The organism is Hansschlegelia sp. KR7-227, assembly GCF_049446035.1.
GTDB lineage: Bacteria > Pseudomonadota > Alphaproteobacteria > Rhizobiales > Methylopilaceae > Methylopila.
Genome location: NZ_JBMSEA010000002.1, coordinates 136850 through 154296 on the forward strand (window position 1 = coordinate 136850; position 17447 = coordinate 154296).

Consider the following 17447-nt stretch of genomic DNA (forward strand, 5'->3'; position numbering starts at 1 on the left):
AAAAGGGCGCACTCCGAATTGGAACAGGTCGGATAGATAGAGAGCGCAGACGCCCGCGTCATCGGCGCACGCTGCGTACCGCCTACGCAGGCCGACCCGGATGAGATCGCAGTCGAGGAGAGATCCGCGGCGGACGCCCGCGCGTCAGCCGTGCAGGGCGACGGCGTCCTCCGGCGCGTCGGCGCGCTCGGTCATGCCGTAATCCCGGATCACGCCCGCGACCCGCAGGCGGTAGTCCGCGAACACGCCGCCGCGACCGGCCTTCTGCATGACCTGATGGCGTCCATGGGCGCGCCACTTCATCAGCGCCTCCTCGTCGCGCCAAAACGAGAGCGAGACGAATTTGCCGGGATTCGTCACGCTCTCGAACCGCTCGACGGAGATGAAGCCGTCGGCCTGCTCGACGTCGGCCTTGAGCTGCATCGCCATGGAGAAATAGTCGGCCGCGCGGCCTTCGGCCGGAGTGACCTCGAAGATGACGGCGATCATGGCGGAGCCTCCCGTGTCGTTTGTATCGCTTCCAGCACGACATGGGCGACGCGGGCCCGCGATGGCAAGCGCGGACGCTTCGTCCGCGGACGAAGCGTCCGGCGTCGAAAGGTGCGCCGTCCCGCGTTAGTCTCGGGATCATGAGCGCCTCCGTCCCCGATCCGCTGATCGCAGAATCCGCCGCCCTGATCGGCGACCCTACCCGCGCCAAGATGCTCGGCGTGCTGATGGACGGGCGCGCTCGCACGGCCAAGGAGCTTTCGAGCCTGGTGGGCGTGGGCGCCGCCACGGCGAGCGTTCACATCGCCAAGATGTCAGCGGCGGGCCTCGTCAGCGTGGCGGCGCAGGGCCGCCATCGCTACGTCCGACTTGCGGGACCTGAGATCGCCGAGATCCTCGAGCGGCTGATGACGCTCGCCGCCGTCGCCCGCCCCGGCGTCGCGGCCCGCAACGGCGAGGAGGCCGCCTTCCGGGAAGCGCGCAGCTGCTACGATCACATGGCCGGCGCGCTCGCCGTGGCGCTGGTCGAAGCGCTTGTCGCGCGCGAACTCCTTCGGCGCGGGCATGACGGCTTCGAGCCGACGCTTGCCGGCGAGCGCTGGTTCCGTGCGCTCGGGATCGACGTCGCGCGGACACGGTGCGCCGGCCGCGCCTTCGCGCGCTGCTGCCTCGACTGGAGCGAGCGGCGCGACCACCTCGCCGGCGCTCTGGGCGCGGCGCTGCTCGACGCGCTGCTGCGCAACGGCGTCGTCAGGCGGCGCAAGGAGGGGCGAACGCTCGACGTGACCCCCGTCGGCCGTCGGTTCTTCGCGGAGGCGATCCACGGCGCGTCAGCCGCCGGTCGGCGAGACTCCGGTCGCGAGCAGGCCGCCAAGCAACAGAGCGCCTAGCGCAAGCACGACGAGAGCCGCCAAGGCCTCCAGGGCCGTGATCACGACCGCCCCTGCGCCCGGCCGGGCGGCGGCCAAGCGCAGCGCCGTGGCCTTGGCGCCGACGGCGAGGCCCGCAATCGCCGCGACCGTGACGGCGGTGCCCGCCGCCATCGCGAAGGTCGCGGCGACGCCGGCCCAGGCGATCCCTTGAGCGATGGCGAACACCAGCACGACAAGCGCGCCGGTGCAGGGCCGAAGGCCGATCGCGAGCACCGCGGCTGCGGCCCGCCGCCAGTCGACCCGTCCCTCGACGAGACCGGGGTCGACGCCGTGGCCGTGCGCGCAGTCCGGACCGTGGACGTGGTCCGACCTCCCCTGCAGCGCGGCCAGCAGCCCGCGCCCCTTGCGCCAGACGAGCCAGAGCCCGACCAGGACGATCGCGACATAGCTCGCCGCCTCGAGCCCCCAGGTGGCGTTCGCCATCGCCATGCTTGTCGCTTTGAGAAGGACCGCGAACAGGCCGACGACGACGATCGCGGTCACCGCCTGCGCCAGCGCCGCGACGGCCGACAACGCGATCCCGCGGCGAAACCCTTCGCCCGTCGCGACGAGGTAGGAGGAGATCACGGCCTTGCCGTGACCCGGACCCGCGGCGTGGAAGACGCCATAGGCGAAGGACAGGCCGGCGAGCGTGATCAGCGCGGACCGGTCACTCTTCGACGCCCGGATCGCGCTCGACAGCGCCTGGTAGAAGCCCGACTGCTTCGCCGCGATCCAGGCGAAAACGCCCTCCGGCGCGCCCGCTCCCGGCGCGTCCGGCCGCCCGACGCCGAACGGGCCGGCCGCCTGCGCGAGCGCGTCATGCGGCAGGAGGACGGCCGCGCAGGCGGCGAACGCGGCGATGAAGAGTCCGGCCCGCCATGCGTCGACGCGCCGGAGCTTCATTTGCAGGCGACGAACAGCGTGTTGGAGAACTGCGCTCCGAAGTTCGAGCCGGGGGACAGGCCGCTGAAGAAGCTTTCGCTCAGCTTCTTCGACTGCGTCGCATCCGGCGCCTTGGGACGGTCGAGCTCGACGGCGCAACCGGGCGGCGCCGAAACGAGCTTCGCCGCGGACTCGTCCTTGGCGAATTGGAACTCGACGAAATAGGTCGGGTCGTAGACCTCGACCTTGAACGCTTCGCCCTTGTCCGGGGCGCCGTCCTTCACCGGCAATGTGAAGTGCAGGATCAGCAGGCCGTCGACCTGCTCGAGCCAATAGTCGGTCGGTTCCGAAAAAACGACGCGCTTGTCGCGGTATTTGCCGAAGGTGAAGAACTTGAACTCCTTCAGCGACGTCACGTTGGTCTCGGCGAGCGGCGCGAGCTCCTCGCGCGTGAACTTGCCGTCGCCGTTCACGTCGAGCCCTTGCGTGGCGTAGGACGAGAACATGTCGTCGAACGTCCAGGCGTGACGCACCGCGCTCAGCCGGCCGTCGGCGCCGTAGACCAGTTCGCTGCGGGCCGTCACCCAGACATGCGGGTGCGCGGCGGCGGGAGCCACGAACCCCACGAGCAGACAGGCCGCGAGCGCAAGTCGCCGAATCGTCATGCGGGCGGCTCCGAGGACACAAGGGAGCCTTGTCGGGCGCAAGTTGGGCGACACGGCGGCGCCTCAGCCGGCCCCGAACACGAAGCGGTCAACGATCCGAAAGCCGTGCTCCGGCGCGTCTTCGACATAAAGCGTCACGGCGTCGACCCGGGTCGACGCGGCGCCGACATAAGCCTCGTAGAGGCGGGCAAGTCCCGGCGCGACCGTCGCGGCGTCGGACGCTGAGAGGCTTCCGGTCAGGGTCATGTGAAAATGAAAGTCCTCGAACACGAAGGGATAGCCCCACCGGTCGAGGGCTGCGCGCTGGCGCGGCGTCAGGGCCGCCGGGACGCGGCGGGCCGTTTCGGCGGCGTCGAGCGGCCGCCGGAACGGCTCGAACGCCTCCACGCATTCGGCGGCGAGCACGTCGAGCTCCGGCGAAATCGACCGCGCGATCAGCGCGACGAAGCCGTCGAGCGCGCCGACCTCGAGCGGCGGCAATTCGAACGCCTTCAGGTGGCGCGAAAACGCATGGCCGGCTTCGACGACGTCGTCCTCCGTCACGCCCTCTGCCAGCCGGAACGGAGCCTTCAGCGTGGCGTGGAATCCGTAGCGGCGGGGCTGCGCCGTCATGGCCGCGAACTCCGCCGGCGACACCCCCTCGGGCGTCAGATGGGGCCGGGCCTCGCCGGTCGCCGCGTCATAGCCCAGCACGCCCGAGCCGAAGGCCCACAGCGAGCTGTCGGGCGGCGGGGCGTAGTAGATCGCATAGCGGGACTCGTTCACGCGACGCGCCTCCCTGCGACGGACACGCTCGCCACGACCGGCGTGTCGCGCACGAATCTCAGGCGGACGAAATCGGCCCTCATCCCCGGCGCCAGCCGCCCGCGATCGGCGAGGCCGAGCATCTCGGCGGGCTTCGACGTCGCGAAGGCGAAGGCCTCGTGCAGCGCGATCCCCGGTCCGCGCGCCAGCCGCCCCACCGCCTGGAGAAGGCTGGAGGGGACGTAGTCCGACGACAGCGCGTCCAGCACGCCTTCGCGCGCGAGGTCCTCGGCCGCGACGCCTCCGGCGTGCGATCCTCCGCGCACCACGTTCGGCGCTCCGGCGACGACCGCCAGCCCGGCCGCGTGGGCGGCGCGCGCGGCCGCCATCGTGGTCGGGAATTCCGAGATCGCGCAGCCGGATTCGACGGCCTCCGCGACATGGGCCTCGGTCGTGTCGTCATGGCTCGCGAGCCGGATCGGCGCGTTTCGGAACAGGTCGAGCACGTAAGGACGGTTGACGGCGGCCGCCTCGACGCCGAGCCGCATCCGCCGCGCGAGCAGCGCCTCCGCGTCGGCGGCGGCGAGGCCTTCCCGGACCATGAAGCGCTTCAGCGCCGCCACGTCGCGCCATTGCCGCTGGCCGGGCGTGTGGTCCATCAGCGACACCAGCCCGACCAGAGGCCGACCCAAATGCGGGGCGAGCCGCTCGGGCAGTTCCGGGTCGCTGAGCTCGCAGCGCAGATGCAGCCGATGGTCGATCCGGAACACCCCTTCGGCGACGCCAGTCTCGATCGCCGCCGCGAGCGTGGGAAGGATGTGCTTGCGCGGATCGTCCTCGACCTCATAGCCGCCGACGAACAGGGCGTCGTAGACGGTGGTGACGCCCGACGTCGCCATCTGGGCGTCATGGGCGAGAGCGGCGGCCAGCGCGTCGGGCCAGACCACGCCCGGCCGCGGAGCCGCGTGCTTTTCCAGGTTGTCGGTGTGGCACTCGATCAGGCCGGGCGCCAGCAGATCGCCGTCAAGGTCGACCGCGCCGGGCAGCGAAGAGACGCCTTCGGAGAGATCGCGGATCACGCCGCCGGCATGCGTCAGGGTCCCGAGGACGACGCGGTCGTCGAGAACCAGCCGGGCGTTGGTGAGGATTTCATCCATCTCGTCGACGTTCTGTGATTCCCTTGGGCGTCGCCGTAGGCCGGCGCGGCTTAGCAGCTTCGTGTGACGGATGGCTGCGTCCTATCACGCGCCGGCGGCGCCGCCGTCCGACCGCGGATCGTGCCCGCCTTCGATCGCGCCCGACGCGTCGCGGACGATGAGGCCGGCGTGGCCGCCCTCGTCGTCGAACTCGTCCGGCCAGGGCGCGATCTCGTGCCCCATGCCCGCCAACCGGTCGATGACCTCCCCGTCGAAGCGCGGCTCGTAGCGCACGCCGGTCTCGGTCTCGCCCCAGGACCGCCCGAGCCGGAATCGGGGCGCGGCGAGCGCCTCCTCGATCGGCCGCTTGAGCCAGACATGCCTTGCGAACACCATGGCCTGCGTCTGCGGCTGGCCGTCGCCGCCCATCGTGCCGTAGGCGACCACGCGCCCGTCATCCATCACGGCGAGCGGCGGGTTCAGCGTGTGGAACGGACGCCGGCCGGGCGCGAGCGCGTTGACGGATTTGGGGTCGAGCGCGAAGGAGGCGCCGCGGTTCTGGATGAGCACGCCGGTCTCCGGCAGCACGCAGCCCGAGCCATATTCCCAGTAGATGCTCTGGATGTAGCTGACCGCCCGACCCTCGCCGTCGATCGCGCCCATCCAGACGGTGTCGCCGTCTCCGGCCGGCGCCGGGAACGGAGCGGCGCGCTTCAGATCGATCGCCGCCGCTTCCGCGTCGAGGCGCTTCGGCGTCAGGAAGGCGTCGAGGTCAAGGTCGGCTGGAGCGTTGTCGCCGCACACCCGGTCGCGGATCGCAAACGCCCGCTTGGTGGCCTCGACCACACCATGCAGGAAGGCGGCGTCCTCGTCCGTCCTGGGCGCGAGGCGCTCGAGCACGCCGAGGATGACGAGCGACGCCAGGCCCTGCGTCGGCGGCCGCGTGTTGTAGACCGTCCCGCCCTTGATCCGCATCCGAAGCGGCTCCGCGAAGCGCGCGCGGAGGGCGTTGAGATCGCCGCGCGCGAGCGGCGATCCGATGCGCTCGAGATCCGCCGCCATCGAGCGGGCGACGTCGCCCTCGTAGAAGTCGCGGAAGCCCGCGCGGGAGAGGTGGTCGAGCGTGTCCGCCAGCCGCGTCTGGACGAGCGTCTCGCCCGCCGCCAGCATCTCGCCGTCGCGCATATAGGCCTGGGCGAAGCCGGGAGCGGCGATGCAGGCCTCGTACTCCTTCGGCCGCGTGCGCCCCTGGCTCGCGGAGACCGCGAAGCCCCCGCGCGCCAAACGGATCGCCTCGCCCAGAAGCACGTCGCGCGGCAATCGCCCGCCGGAGCCGGCGGCGAGTTCGCCCGCGAGCCGCCAGCCGTCGATCGCGCCGGGCGCGGTCAGGGCGGCAAGCGGGCCGCGGGCCGGAATAACGTCATGTCCATGGCCGCGGTAGAACGCGATGGTCGCCGCCGCGGCCGCCGCGCTGCAGCCCTCGATCGACCGCACTTGGCCGCCCGGCTCGCGCACCAGCCAGAAGCCGTCGCCGCCGATCGCGTTCATGTGGGGGTAGACGACCGCGATGGTCGCGGCCATGCCGATCATCGCCTCGACGGCGTTGCCGCCCTCGGCGAGAATCGCCCGGCCGGTCTCGGCGGCGGCCGCGTGAGGCGCGGCGACGACGCCGCGGCGGGAGGCGGCGGTCAGCGGCATGGATCGACTTCCCCGACGAACGAAGCGGGCGACAGGCCTACAGACAGGCTCGCGACGGAGCAACCCGGGGCCCTCGACGCCGCGACGCAGCGTGGTAAAAGGACGCCCGCTGGCGGCTTTTCGCGCCTGCCCGATCCGGAGTTCGCCGTTCCCGTGTCCGACGCCCCCGCTCAGAGCCCGCTCGCCCGCACGCTGACGCTTGTCGGCGCCACCGTGCTGATCGCGACGCAGACCATCGCGGCCTCGGTCGCCGGAGGCTGGGCGATCGCGGGCTTCCTCGGGCTCGGCGACTATGTCGCCTACGCCCTCGAAGCCGTGGGTCTCGTGATCGGCGTGTGGGCGGTGGTCACCTTCGTGCGCCATGCGCTGAAGAACGATCCCTCCCGCGCCAGGGGCTAACGCCGGCCGCCGGCTCCTCGGCTCCCTCCCCCGATAGGCGCGGATCGACGGGGCCGTCTGAGCGCGTCTCCACCCCGGTCGGCCAGTCTTTGGGCGGAACCCAGGTCGCGATCGTGCGGTAGGGCATGTAGCTGTTCGAGTTCGTTCGGCTCCGGCGCATGCCGCAGCCCTCGCACTGCGCGGGGGGCCGCGGGGAGTTCACCCGCCGACGAAACTCCCGATAGGCCGGCCCATTCCAGATGCCCTGCATGCTCTGGTCGTGAAGGTTTCCGATTGTCGTCTTGGGCGTACAGCACACAGCGACGTCGCCATTGCCAAGCACGACCGCAGACTCCCACGGGATCACACAGATTTCGTGGCCGCCCTCCACGCTGGAGCCGGTGAGTTCAGGCTCCGACTGCAACGCAATTCCGAGCTCGCGCGCGACAGCGATGGCGCTTGTGCGGGCTCGGTTGAACGTCTCTCGATCGAGAAAGAGCGATTCCTCGGCCATGTCGGGCGTATACGCCTCGATATGACGGGCGATGACCGCGTCCGCCCCGACGGCGGCTGCGTTGCGGATGCAGTCCTCCCACTCGTGAATGTTGCTGCGCATGAGGGTGAATCCGAGGGATAGCGGAACACGCGTCCCCACGCCCGTCTCGCGCCGGATCTCCGCGAACGCCGCGATGTTGCCGAGCACGTCCTCAAGAGGGGGCGCTCCTTTCCGGATTCGCTGGAAGGTCGAGGTGGTCGCCGCGTCGAGCGAGACATTCAGGGACATGAGTTTCGTTTCGATCAGCTTCCTGCTGACCTCGCGTGTGAGATGCGCCCCGTTCGTATCGATGTGAAAGGGGACGTCGAGTTCGATCAGAAAGTCGAGCTCGCCGCCAAATCTCGCGTCAGCCCAGAGTATGTCTCCGCTGTAGTCCGTTATGATGCAGTCCACCCACCCCTTGGCGCACCATGACCGGATGTCGTCCTTGATCGACATGCACAGGATATTCTTGGTCTTGCGCGTATCGCGCGAGATGCAGTGGATGCAGTTCAGGTTGCACTGCGTGACGGGACTGTAGAGCAGGCCGCGGGGCACCTCGCCCTCTGCGACCGGCCGGACATAAAACGTGCGCGCGATCAGGCCGTACTCGCCCTGATCGACGCCGGCGAAGAAACAGCGGAGGTGCCCCTCCATCTTCTGATCCTCCCTGTGCGTCCACGCGGTGGCGGCCCTGCCGGGAGAAGCGTCCGGAGAGGAAACCTTGAGCGCGCACAGCGATCCTTTCGGGATCGCGCCGGGCGTGACGAACAACTGGGCGTGCGCGTTGTCCGCGATCCCCGTCACGGCCGTCGTGGCGACAAGCCGCGCGGCCTCGAGATCAGGCGCGGTGGCGGGATGCGCCAGTTCGAGGAGGCCGTAGGTCGCCGGCAGCAGATAGAGGGAGAGGTCGATCCGGCAGTCCAGGTCTCGCCGATAGGTCGCGAGCAGCGGCGCCACGACCGAAAGATCGTCCTCGACGGCGACGAACACCTCCACGCAATCTTGACCTCCGGCGAGCTCTCCGCAGGGCCTCTGAACGGGCAGGTCGACCATGATCGATTCCATGCGGGGCTCGGCCCCGGTGAAGGCCAGACTAAGCGCCTTCTCGCCGGCCGATCCACAGGGAAGCGTCGAGCTTTCCGCGGGACGGGCGGGCTCGAGGGCGGCTCCCCTCGAGCCTTGACCCCTCGCATGTTACTTTATAACATTCTAACCACTCAGCAGCGCTCCATCCCTTCCGCCCCGGCGACATCCGATGTCTCACCACCACGATCACGCGGACCACGCTCATCCCCGCCGACCGGCCGCGACGATCGCGCCGGTCTCGCTGTTGCGCGCCTCGGCTGCGTCGCGGCTGATGGGCGCCGCCGTCCTGCTCGCTGCGGTCTGGGCGGCCGTCATCCTGGCGGTCGCATGAGCGCCGCGCCGCTGATCCGCCTGACGGACGTGACGCTCGGCTACGACCGGCATCCGGCGGTCCATCATCTCGACGGAGAGATCGCGCCGGGCGCGCTGCTCGCGGTCGTCGGCCCGAACGGCGCCGGCAAATCGACCCTGCTGAAGGGTCTGGTCGGCGCGCTGAAGCCGATTGGCGGCCGGATCGACCGCGGGGCGCTGCGTCCGCGGGATATCGGCTATCTCCCGCAGGCCGCGGCGCTCGACCGCTCCTTTCCGATCGACGTGTTCGATCTCGTCGCGACCGGCCTGTGGCGACGGATCGGTCCGTTCGGCGGGGTCGGACGCGCCGGCCGCGCGGCCGCGCGGGAGGCGATCGCCGCCGTCGGACTGGAGGGCTTCGAAGCCCGGCCGATCGGCACCCTCTCCGGCGGCCAGCTGCAACGGGTCCTGTTCGCTCGCCTGCTGCTGCAGGACGCGTCGGTGATCCTGCTCGACGAGCCCTTCGCCGCGGTCGACGCGAAGACGGTCGCGGATCTGCTGGAGCTGGTCGAGCGCTGGCGGGCCGAGAAGCGCACGGTGATTGCCGTGCTGCACGATCTCGACACCGTCCGCCGCGCCTTCCCGGAAACGCTGTTGCTCGCCCGCCGCGCGATCGCCTGGGGGCCCACCGAGGAAGCGCTGCGGCCCGAACGACTGCTCGAGGCGCGCGGCATGACGGAAGCGTTCGACGACCACGCGCCGCTCTGCGCGCCGCACGCAGCGTGATCGCGCCGATGACGCTCTACGACGCCCTGCTCGGCCCCTTCGTCGAATTCGACTTCATGCGGCGCGCGCTCGTCGGCTCGCTGGCGCTGGCGCTCGGCGCAGGCCCTATCGGCGTGTTCCTGATGCTGAGGCGCATGAGCCTCGCAGGCGACGCCATGGCGCACGCCATCCTGCCGGGGGCGGCCGCAGGCTTCCTCGTCGCCGGCCTGTCGCTGCCCGCGATGACGATCGGCGGGCTGGTCGCCGGCGTGTCGGTCGCGCTCGCCGCGGGGCTCGTGACGCGCACCACCGCGCTGAAGGAGGACGCCGCGCTCGCCGCTTTCTACCTGCTATCGCTCGCGCTCGGCGTGACGCTGGTGTCGCTGAAAGGCTCCAATGTCGACCTGCTGCACGTGCTGTTCGGCTCGGTGCTGGCGCTCGACGACGATGCGCTCGTGCTGCTCGCAGGCGTCGCGACCGTCACGCTCGTGACGCTCGCGCTGATCTACCGGCCGCTTGTGCTCGAATGCGTCGACCCCGGCTTCCTCGCCTCGGTGAGCCGGATGGGCGGGCCGACGCATCTCATTTTCCTCGGCCTCGTGGTGCTCAACCTGGTGGCCGGCTTCCAGGCGCTCGGCACCCTGCTCTCGGTCGGCGTGATGATGCTGCCGGCCGCCTGCGCGCCGTTCTGGTCGGCGCGGCTCGGCGGCATGTTCGGCGTGTCCGTCGCGGTCGGGTCGCTCGCGAGCGTCGTGGGCCTGCTCGGCTCCTACCATTCCGGCGTCCCGACGGGGCCGTCGATCATCCTCGCCGCCGGAATCCTCTATCTCGGCTCGATCGTCTTCGGACCGGTGGGCGGGTTCGCGTGGCGGCTGCTGCCGGCGCGCCGCCACCGCGCCGCCTGAGCCTTCTCCCAAGGATCAAAGGAGCTCCATCATGCGCGCAGGTGTCTTCGTCGCCGCGCTCTTCGCCGCCGCCCTCGCCGCGGGGCCCGCGGTCGCCGAGCCGCTCAAAGTGGTCGCGAGCTTCTCCATTCTCGGCGATCTCGTCGCCCGGATCGGCGGCGACCGCGTAGCGGTGACGACTTTGGTCGGGCCCGACGGCGACGCCCATGTCTTCTCCCCCTCCCCCGCCGACGCGAAGAAGGTCGCCGACGCCCGAGTGATCGTCGAGAACGGGCTCGGCCTGGAAGGCTGGATGTCGCGGCTCGCGGAGTCGGCCGGCTCCAAGGCGGCGGTCGTCATCGCCGCCAGGGGCGTGGAGACGCGCAAGATGGAGGACGACGAAGGCGGCGGCGCGCATGACCACGGCCACGGCCAGGAGATCACCGACCCGCACGCCTGGCAGGCCGTTCCCAATGTGAAGATCTATGTCGGCAACATCCGCGACGGGCTTGTGGCGGCCGATCCCGAGGGCAAGGCCGCCTATGACGCGAACGCCGCACGCTATGCGCAGGACCTCGACGCGCTTGACGGCGAGATCCGCGCGGCCTGGGCGAAGGTGCCTCCGGACCGCCGCAGGGTCATCACCTCGCACGACGCCTTCGGCTATTACGCCGCGGCCTACGGGGTCGAGATGATCGCGCCCCAGGGCGTCTCCACCGAGACGGAAGCCTCGGCGAAGGACGTCGCGCGCATCATCCGCCAGATCAAGGCGGAGAAGATCCCGGCCGTGTTCGTCGAGAACATCTCCGACAAGCGGCTCGTGCAGCGCATCGCCAAGGAGACCGGCGCCAAGATCGGCGGCGCGCTTTACTCGGACGCCCTGTCGCCGCAGGGCGGTCCGGCCGCGACCTATCTCGACATGATGCGATCGAACCTCCGCGAGCTGACGGCGGCGTTGTCGAGCTGACCGCCCTTCCGCCCTCCTGACGGCGTTCGCGATCGCTCGCGCGGCGGGCGCGAGCGGTTCCTCGCCCCCGCCGATCGCACGATCGGCATGCGCGATCGTTGTTGCGCATGCGAAGTGTTTGTCTGCTAGGAAGGCCCGTCAAAAAGAACACGGGAGCCGACCATGGCCGACCTCCGCCTTCGCCGCAGCGTTCTCTACATGCCGGGCTCCAACCAGCGGGCGCTCGACAAGGCGAAGGAGCTCGCGGCCGACTCGCTGATCCTCGATCTCGAGGACGCCGTCGCCCCCGAAGCCAAGGAGCTCGCCCGCGAGCAGGTGTGCGCCGCGGTGAAGACCGGCGGCTATGGCGACCGCGAGATCATCATCCGCGTGAACGCGCCCCAGACGCCGTGGGGGGAGGCCGACCTCAAGGCCGCGATCGAGGCCCGGCCGCACGCGATCCTGATGCCGAAGGTGTCGTCGACCGCGGTGCTCGAGATGATCTCGAACCGGCTCGAAGCGCTCGACGCGCCGGAGGGCATCGACGTCTGGGCGATGATCGAGACGCCCGCCGCCATCCTCAACATCCACGACATCGCCAAGGCGCGTAAGACCGTGCCGGGCTGCAGGCTGACCTGCCTCGTGCTCGGCACCAACGATCTCGCCAAGGACACCTGGGCGCAGCTCGTGAAGGGCCGCGCGCCGATGATGCCGTGGATCATGTTCGCGCTCGCCGCCGCTCGCGCGGAGGGGCTGACGATCCTCGACGGCGTGTTCAACGACATCTCCGACGTGGACGGCTGCCGCGAGGAATGCCGCCAATCGCGGGACCTCGGCTTCGACGGCAAGACGATCATCCATCCGAGCCAGATCGAGCCGGCCAACACCTGCTTCGCGCCGATGACGGAGGAGGTCGAGCGCGCCCGCAAGGTGATCGCGGCCTTCGAACTGCCGGAGAACGCCAAGCGCGGCGCGATCAAGATCGACGGGCGGATGTATGAACGCCAGCACATCGGCATGGCGCGCCGCGCGGTCGCCTGGCACGAGGCGATCGCCGCCAAAGGCACGTGAAGGCTGCGCTCACGACGGGGCCGAGCCGAATGCGCCCAATGGCGTGAGGCGGTCGTCAGGGCGTCGGGACGGCCTGGACGCTGATCCTCTTGGGAAACTTCTACCTTCAGTTGTCGTCTGCAGAAGCCGCAGGGTGGCGAAACCTGGGCGTTACGATCGTGACGATATGGCGCCCGGGCGACCCCGCCGGTAACAAGAACGGGGGCTGATTCGGGGAACGGGTGCGCATGCGGGTGCTGTTGGTCGAAGACGACATGGTGATCGCCGGCGGCCTCGCGCCGGCCATCTCCGAGGCGGGCTTTCATCTTCTCGGGCTCGCCGCCGACCAGGAGACGGCCGTCGCCCTGTTGCGGTCGACTGACGTCCACATCGCGGTGGTCGACCTGCGCCTCGCGGACGGCTGGACCGGGGCGGACGTCGCGCGTGCGGCCGTCGAGGAAGGCGTCGCCGTCGTGTTCGTCACCGCGACCCCGGATCGGGTTCCGAAGGACCTTGGCGCGGCTTACGGCGTGATCGAAAAGCCCTGCGCCCCGGAAGCCGTCGCGGCCGCGCTGCGCTTCGTCGCCATGCGGCTACGGGGCGTCGCCGCGGGCGAGGCTCCCGCCGGCCTGACGCTGTCTCCGGACTGGACCTCCGCGAGGCCTTGGACGGCGCGGCGGCCCGCCGCCTCTCGCGCCCGCGTCTGACGGCTCGGTCGACGCCCTCCGTTCGTCAGACCACGGATACATTCGGCGCGCCTGCGAGCATGCGGCCGAGCACGCAGGCCTGATCGAAGCCGGCGCTGCGGCAGAGCGCGAGCGCCGCGGCCTCCGCCTCCGGCGCGACGGCGACGAGCAGCCCGCCGCTGGTCTGCGGATCGCACAGCAGGCCGCGACGCCAGCTCGGCATGCCCGCGGGGAGCGTGACGTCATGGCCGTAGCTCGCCCAGTTGCGGGCGGCGGCGCCCGTCGAGTGGCCGGCCGCCGCGAGAGCAGCGGCATAAGGCAGCAAGGGGGTCCGATCGAATGCGATTTCGGCGCCGAGACCCGCTCCGCGACACATTTCAAGCAGATGGCCGAGCAGGCCGAAGCCGGTGACGTCGGTCATCGCATGCACGCCCGCGAGCCCCGCGAGATCCGCGCCGACCGCGTTGAGCTTGGTCGTCGACGCGATCATCGCGCGGTAGGCGTCGGGCTCGAGTTCGCCCTTCTTCAGGGCGGCGGAAAAGATCCCGACGCCGAGCCCCTTCGTCAGGATCAGCCGGTCGCCTGCGCGCGCGGTCGCGTTCTTCAGCGCCCTGGCGGGATCGACGAGGCCGATCGCCACGAGGCCGTAGATCGGCTCCGGCGAATCGATCGAGTGCCCGCCGACGACCGGAACGCCGACGCCTGCGCAGACCGAGGCGCCGCCCGCCAGAATATCCTGCACGGCCTCGACCGGCATGGTCGAGACCGGCATCCCGACGAGGGCGAGCGCGAACAGCGGCCGCCCGCCCATGGCGTACACGTCGGAGAGCGCGTTGGTCGCGGCGATCCGGCCGAAATCGAAGGGGTCGTCGACCACGGGCGTGAAGAAGTCGGTGGTGGCGACGATCGCCTGTCTGTCGTTCAGGCGATAGACTGCGGCGTCGTCGGATGTCTCCGCGCCGACGAGCAGATCGGCGCAGGGGACCGAGGCGGGCATCTTGCGCAGGATGTCCTGAAGGACGGCCGGCGCGAGCTTGCAGCCGCATCCCCCGCCGTGGGCCATGGAGGTGAGACGGATCGGTGCTTCGGACATGGCCGGCACATTCGATCGAACCGGACCGCCGCGCAAGGCGCTAAAGAACGGCGACTACGCCAGTCCGCCGGCCCAATGGCGCCGTCGACGATCTTGCGAGCCCCTCGCCCGAGCCGCCCCGATCTCTGCCGCGGGCGTAGAGACGGACTGGGACGTCCCAGATAAACGAAGCCCCGGAAAGTCCGTGACTTTCCGGGGCTCTGAAGTGGTGGGCGTGACAGGGATCGAACCTGTGACCCCTACCATGTCAAGGTAGTGCTCTCCCGCTGAGCTACACGCCCGAAGCGCCGGCTTGGCGCCTGCGCTCGAAACCATTCGGGCGACGTGCGGGAGCCGCCCGATGAGTGCGCGGCTATATCGGATCGACCCGGGGGTGGCAAGCGCGAAGCCGCTCTCCGCGGCGCTAATCCCTGCGCTCGCGCGAACGGCGGTAGAGTCCGAGCAGCCAGATCGGGGCGCAGACCGCGGCGCCGATCAGCAGGCCCTGGCCCGCGCCTTCGAGCCCGATCCGGTCGAGCGCGCCGGTCGCCCAGGCGAGGACGGCCGCGGCGAGCAGCGCGGGAGCGACGATGTCGCGCAATCTCGGAATGGGAGCGTCAGGCCGCGAGAAGCTTGTCGACTTCCGACACCAGCTCCCGCAGGTGGAACGGCTTCGACAGGATCTTGGCGTCCTTGGGCGTCTGCGAGTCCGGGTTCAGGGCGACGGCGGCGAAGCCCGTGATGAACATCACCTTGATGTCGGGGTCGAGCTGGGTCGCGCGGCGCGCCAGCTCGATGCCGTCCATCTCCGGCATCACGATGTCGGTCAGCAGAAGCTCGAACGGCTCCTCGCGCAGTCGGTGATAGGCCGACAGGCCGTTGTCGAAGGCGACCACGAGATGGCCGGCGTTCTCAAGCGCGCGCACGAGGAATCGCCGCATGTCGTCGTCGTCTTCGGCGAGGAGGATCTTGGAATTCGCTTCCACGGTCTGTCGAACCTGATGGGGGTCATTTCGGCGTGAGTCATCCCATAAGGCGGTGCTTTGGTAAACAGATCGTTTCCCCATCTTCGGCGATGGACAGACACGTTGAGGATCGGCAACAATCCGTATCCAAGGACCTTTCGGAGTCTTCCCGCGGCGTGACGGCCCCCGACTCATCCGACGATATCGAGCCGGCCTTCGACGTGGCGGAGCCGAAGGGTCGCGCCACCGCGGTGACGTTCAACTCGCCGCATTCCGGAGCGCGCTATCCCGCGCGTTTCCTGGCCGCCTCGCGCCTAGACGCGCGCGCGTTGCGCCGCTCCGAAGACGCCTATGTCGACGAGCTCTTCGGTCCCGCGCCGGCCTTCGGCGCGCCGCTGATGCGCGCGCATTTCCCGCGCGCCTTCCTCGACGTGAACCGCGAGCCGTATGAACTCGATCCGCGCATGTTCGAGGGGCGCCTGCCGGCCTTCGCCAACACCCGTTCCCTACGCGTCGCGGGCGGCCTGGGGACGATCGCCCGGGTGGTCGGCGAGAGCCAGGAGATCTACGGCTCCCGGCTGCCGATCGCGGAAGCGCTCGAACGCATCGAGTGCATCTACAAGCCCTATCACCGCACGCTGCGCCGCCTGGTGACGCGCGCGCACCGGATGCACGGGCTCGCCTTGCTGATCGACTGTCACTCCATGCCGTCGATCGGACTGATCCACGACGACCGGCCGAGGCCCGACATCGTCCTCGGCGACCGGTACGGTTCGAGTTGCGCCCCGGAGATCGTCGACCTGGCGGAACAGGCGCTGCGAAACCTCGGATTCGGCGTGGTGAGGAACAGACCCTACGCCGGCGGCTACATCACCGAGCATTACGGCGCGCCGGTCGACGGGTTTCACGCCCTCCAGATCGAGATCAATCGCGGTCTGTACATGGACGAGCGAACCCACGAGAAAACCAAGGATTTCGCCGATCTCGCGCGGCGGCTCGCGCGCTTCGTCGAGACGATCGCCTCGACGCCTCTGCCGATGATCGGAGCCCCTCGCGCCGCGGCGGAATGAGCGGCGCCGGGCTTCGTCCAATCGTCTGATAGAAAATTCCTTGCAAACCACCAGCGATCCGGCCAATGTCCCGTCGCCTGGACAAAACGACATAAAAAAAAGGCCGTCCGCACAAGGCGAACGGCCTAAGTCTAGGGAGGAAACGCCCAAGGAGGGCAGCGGCAGCACGATCGAAGATCGCAATGCCGCGCCGCAATAAAATGCGGCTGCGCCGCACAAAAAGCAAGGGCAAATTCCTGAAATCGCCGGATGCGACGGCCTGTCGCATAATCCGGCGATTTTTTTTTGCGATCGCCGCGCCGCGGCGCCGGCGATATACACAAGGCTATGGCGCTTCCTCGCAGCGCGCCGCAGGGGCCTCGGACGGCCTCAGGTCCCGCCGGAGATTCTCTGCATGACGGCCGTCGATTTCGCCGCTTTCGTGGACCGACTCGCCACGTCCTCGGGCGACGCGATACTGCCGTTCTTCCGCACCTCGCTCGGAGTCGAGGACAAGGGCCGAGGCGCCGCGTTCGATCCGGTGACCGCGGCCGACAAGGCGGGCGAGAAGGTCATGCGCGACATGATCCGCGAGACTTTCCCCGGCCACGGCATCATCGGCGAGGAGCACGGCGACCTCGCGCCGGACGCCGAATTCGTCTGGGTGCTCGATCCGATCGACGGCACGCGCTCCTTCATCAACGGCCTGCCGATCTGGGGCACGCTCATCGGTCTGATGCGCGGCGGCTCGCCGTGCTTCGGGCTGATGCACCAGCCGTTCATCGGGGAGCGGTTTTCCGGCGACGGCATGAGCGCCTCCTATCGCGGCCGCGGCGGCGAACGGCGGCTCAGGGCGCGCCCCTGCGCCCGCCTCGAGGACGCGATGCTGATGTCGACCTCGCCGACGATGTTCACCGGCGACGAGCGGGCGGCGTTCGATTCGGTCTCCGCCTCCGCCCGGCTGACCCGCTGGAGCGCGGACTGCTACGCCTACGCAATGTTGGCCGCCGGCCATGTCGACCTCGTCGTCGAGGCCGATCTCAAGCCCTACGACATCGTGGCGCTGATCCCGCTGATCGAAGGCGCCGGCGGCGTCATCACGACCTGGGAGGGCGAGTCCGCCGCGAAGGGCGGCCGCATCGTCGCTGCTGGCGACCGGCGCATCCACGAGGCGACGCTGGAGCGGCTCGCCCGCGGCTGAGGCGCGGG

General features: G+C 69.9%; 20 protein-coding genes and 1 tRNA gene. 10 read left to right on the forward strand and 11 right to left on the reverse strand.

Features of this window, described 5'->3' with window-relative positions:
- Positions 1–144: 144 nt before the first annotated feature.
- Positions 145–489 carry an antibiotic biosynthesis monooxygenase family protein gene (locus ACO2RJ_RS16150; RefSeq protein WP_423269151.1) on the reverse strand — a complete coding sequence of 115 codons (345 nt, stop codon included), beginning with the start codon at positions 487–489 and terminating at the stop codon, positions 145–147.
- 140 nt (positions 490–629) lie between these two features.
- Between ACO2RJ_RS16150 and ACO2RJ_RS16155 the strand changes: the two genes are divergently transcribed.
- Positions 630–1379 carry an ArsR/SmtB family transcription factor gene (locus ACO2RJ_RS16155; RefSeq protein WP_423269152.1) on the forward strand — a complete coding sequence of 250 codons (750 nt, stop codon included), beginning with the start codon at positions 630–632 and terminating at the stop codon, positions 1377–1379.
- On the opposite strand, the gene ACO2RJ_RS16160 is transcribed toward ACO2RJ_RS16155, so the two are convergent.
- The 5 genes from ACO2RJ_RS16160 to ACO2RJ_RS16180 all read right to left on the reverse strand — a co-directional run bounded on the left by ACO2RJ_RS16160 (position 1320) and on the right by ACO2RJ_RS16180 (position 6528).
- Entirely contained in the window at positions 1320–2306 is a 987-nt protein-coding gene (locus tag ACO2RJ_RS16160) for a nickel/cobalt transporter (protein ID WP_423269153.1), read from the reverse strand. The genes ACO2RJ_RS16155 and ACO2RJ_RS16160 overlap by 60 nt on opposite strands.
- Positions 2303–2950 (reverse strand): DUF1007 family protein, encoded by a 648-nt coding sequence (locus tag ACO2RJ_RS16165; protein WP_423269154.1) that lies wholly within the window; start codon positions 2948–2950, stop codon positions 2303–2305. Before ACO2RJ_RS16165 ends, ACO2RJ_RS16160 begins: the two co-directional genes overlap by 4 nt.
- A gap of 63 nt (positions 2951–3013) precedes the next feature.
- A complete protein-coding gene (locus ACO2RJ_RS16170; RefSeq protein WP_423269155.1) occupies positions 3014–3715 on the reverse strand; it encodes a DUF1045 domain-containing protein in 702 nt (233 codons plus the stop codon).
- Entirely contained in the window at positions 3712–4851 is a 1140-nt protein-coding gene (locus tag ACO2RJ_RS16175; protein WP_423269156.1) for an alpha-D-ribose 1-methylphosphonate 5-triphosphate diphosphatase, read from the reverse strand. The genes ACO2RJ_RS16170 and ACO2RJ_RS16175 overlap by 4 nt, the downstream gene beginning before the upstream one ends.
- Positions 4852–4935: 84 nt before the next feature.
- A complete protein-coding gene (locus tag ACO2RJ_RS16180; protein WP_423269157.1) occupies positions 4936–6528 on the reverse strand; it encodes a gamma-glutamyltransferase family protein in 1593 nt (530 codons plus the stop codon).
- Positions 6529–6681: 153 nt separating this feature from the next.
- Between ACO2RJ_RS16180 and ACO2RJ_RS16185 the strand changes: the two genes are divergently transcribed.
- Complete coding sequence (locus ACO2RJ_RS16185) at positions 6682–6927, forward strand: hypothetical protein (protein WP_423269158.1); 246 nt, start codon at positions 6682–6684, stop codon at positions 6925–6927.
- On the opposite strand, the gene ACO2RJ_RS16190 is transcribed toward ACO2RJ_RS16185, so the two are convergent.
- Positions 6875–8440 (reverse strand): SPASM domain-containing protein, encoded by a 1566-nt coding sequence (locus tag ACO2RJ_RS16190; protein WP_423269159.1) that lies wholly within the window; start codon positions 8438–8440, stop codon positions 6875–6877. The genes ACO2RJ_RS16185 and ACO2RJ_RS16190 overlap by 53 nt on opposite strands.
- Positions 8441–8699: 259 nt before the next feature.
- Between ACO2RJ_RS16190 and ACO2RJ_RS16195 the strand changes: the two genes are divergently transcribed.
- From ACO2RJ_RS16195 to ACO2RJ_RS16220, 6 genes are all read left to right on the forward strand, one after another.
- Entirely contained in the window at positions 8700–8861 is a 162-nt protein-coding gene (locus ACO2RJ_RS16195; protein WP_423269160.1) for a hypothetical protein, read from the forward strand.
- Positions 8858–9607 (forward strand): metal ABC transporter ATP-binding protein, encoded by a 750-nt coding sequence (locus ACO2RJ_RS16200; protein WP_423269161.1) that lies wholly within the window; start codon positions 8858–8860, stop codon positions 9605–9607. Before ACO2RJ_RS16195 ends, ACO2RJ_RS16200 begins: the two co-directional genes overlap by 4 nt.
- Before the next feature lie 8 nt (positions 9608–9615).
- Complete coding sequence (locus tag ACO2RJ_RS16205) at positions 9616–10491, forward strand: metal ABC transporter permease (RefSeq protein ID WP_423269162.1); 876 nt, start codon at positions 9616–9618, stop codon at positions 10489–10491.
- 31 nt (positions 10492–10522) lie between these two features.
- Positions 10523–11437 carry a metal ABC transporter substrate-binding protein gene (locus tag ACO2RJ_RS16210; protein WP_423269163.1) on the forward strand — a complete coding sequence of 305 codons (915 nt, stop codon included), beginning with the start codon at positions 10523–10525 and terminating at the stop codon, positions 11435–11437.
- A gap of 162 nt (positions 11438–11599) precedes the next feature.
- Complete coding sequence (locus ACO2RJ_RS16215) at positions 11600–12487, forward strand: HpcH/HpaI aldolase/citrate lyase family protein (RefSeq protein WP_423269164.1); 888 nt, start codon at positions 11600–11602, stop codon at positions 12485–12487.
- Positions 12488–12714: 227 nt separating this feature from the next.
- The gene (locus ACO2RJ_RS16220) at positions 12715–13173 is read left to right on the forward strand and encodes a response regulator (protein ID WP_423269165.1); all 459 of its coding nucleotides are present in this window, start codon (positions 12715–12717) and stop codon (positions 13171–13173) included.
- A gap of 25 nt (positions 13174–13198) precedes the next feature.
- Here ACO2RJ_RS16220 and selD read toward each other — a convergent pair whose 3' ends face one another.
- From selD to cpdR, 4 genes are all read right to left on the reverse strand, one after another.
- Positions 13199–14245 carry a selenide, water dikinase SelD gene (gene selD, locus ACO2RJ_RS16225; RefSeq protein ID WP_423269166.1) on the reverse strand — a complete coding sequence of 349 codons (1047 nt, stop codon included), beginning with the start codon at positions 14243–14245 and terminating at the stop codon, positions 13199–13201.
- Positions 14246–14451: 206 nt separating this feature from the next.
- Positions 14452–14526 (reverse strand) — tRNA-Val (locus ACO2RJ_RS16230).
- Between the two features lie 122 nt (positions 14527–14648).
- A complete protein-coding gene (locus ACO2RJ_RS16235; protein ID WP_423269167.1) occupies positions 14649–14825 on the reverse strand; it encodes a hypothetical protein in 177 nt (58 codons plus the stop codon).
- A gap of 16 nt (positions 14826–14841) precedes the next feature.
- The gene (gene cpdR, locus ACO2RJ_RS16240) at positions 14842–15210 is read right to left on the reverse strand and encodes a cell cycle two-component system response regulator CpdR (protein ID WP_423269168.1); all 369 of its coding nucleotides are present in this window, start codon (positions 15208–15210) and stop codon (positions 14842–14844) included.
- Positions 15211–15365: 155 nt separating this feature from the next.
- Here cpdR and ACO2RJ_RS16245 point away from each other — a divergent pair, with 155 nt between their 5' ends.
- A complete protein-coding gene (locus ACO2RJ_RS16245; protein ID WP_423269169.1) occupies positions 15366–16259 on the forward strand; it encodes an N-formylglutamate amidohydrolase in 894 nt (297 codons plus the stop codon).
- Between the two features lie 394 nt (positions 16260–16653).
- Entirely contained in the window at positions 16654–17439 is a 786-nt protein-coding gene (hisN, locus tag ACO2RJ_RS16250; RefSeq protein WP_423269170.1) for a histidinol-phosphatase, read from the forward strand.
- Positions 17440–17447 lie beyond the last annotated feature (8 nt).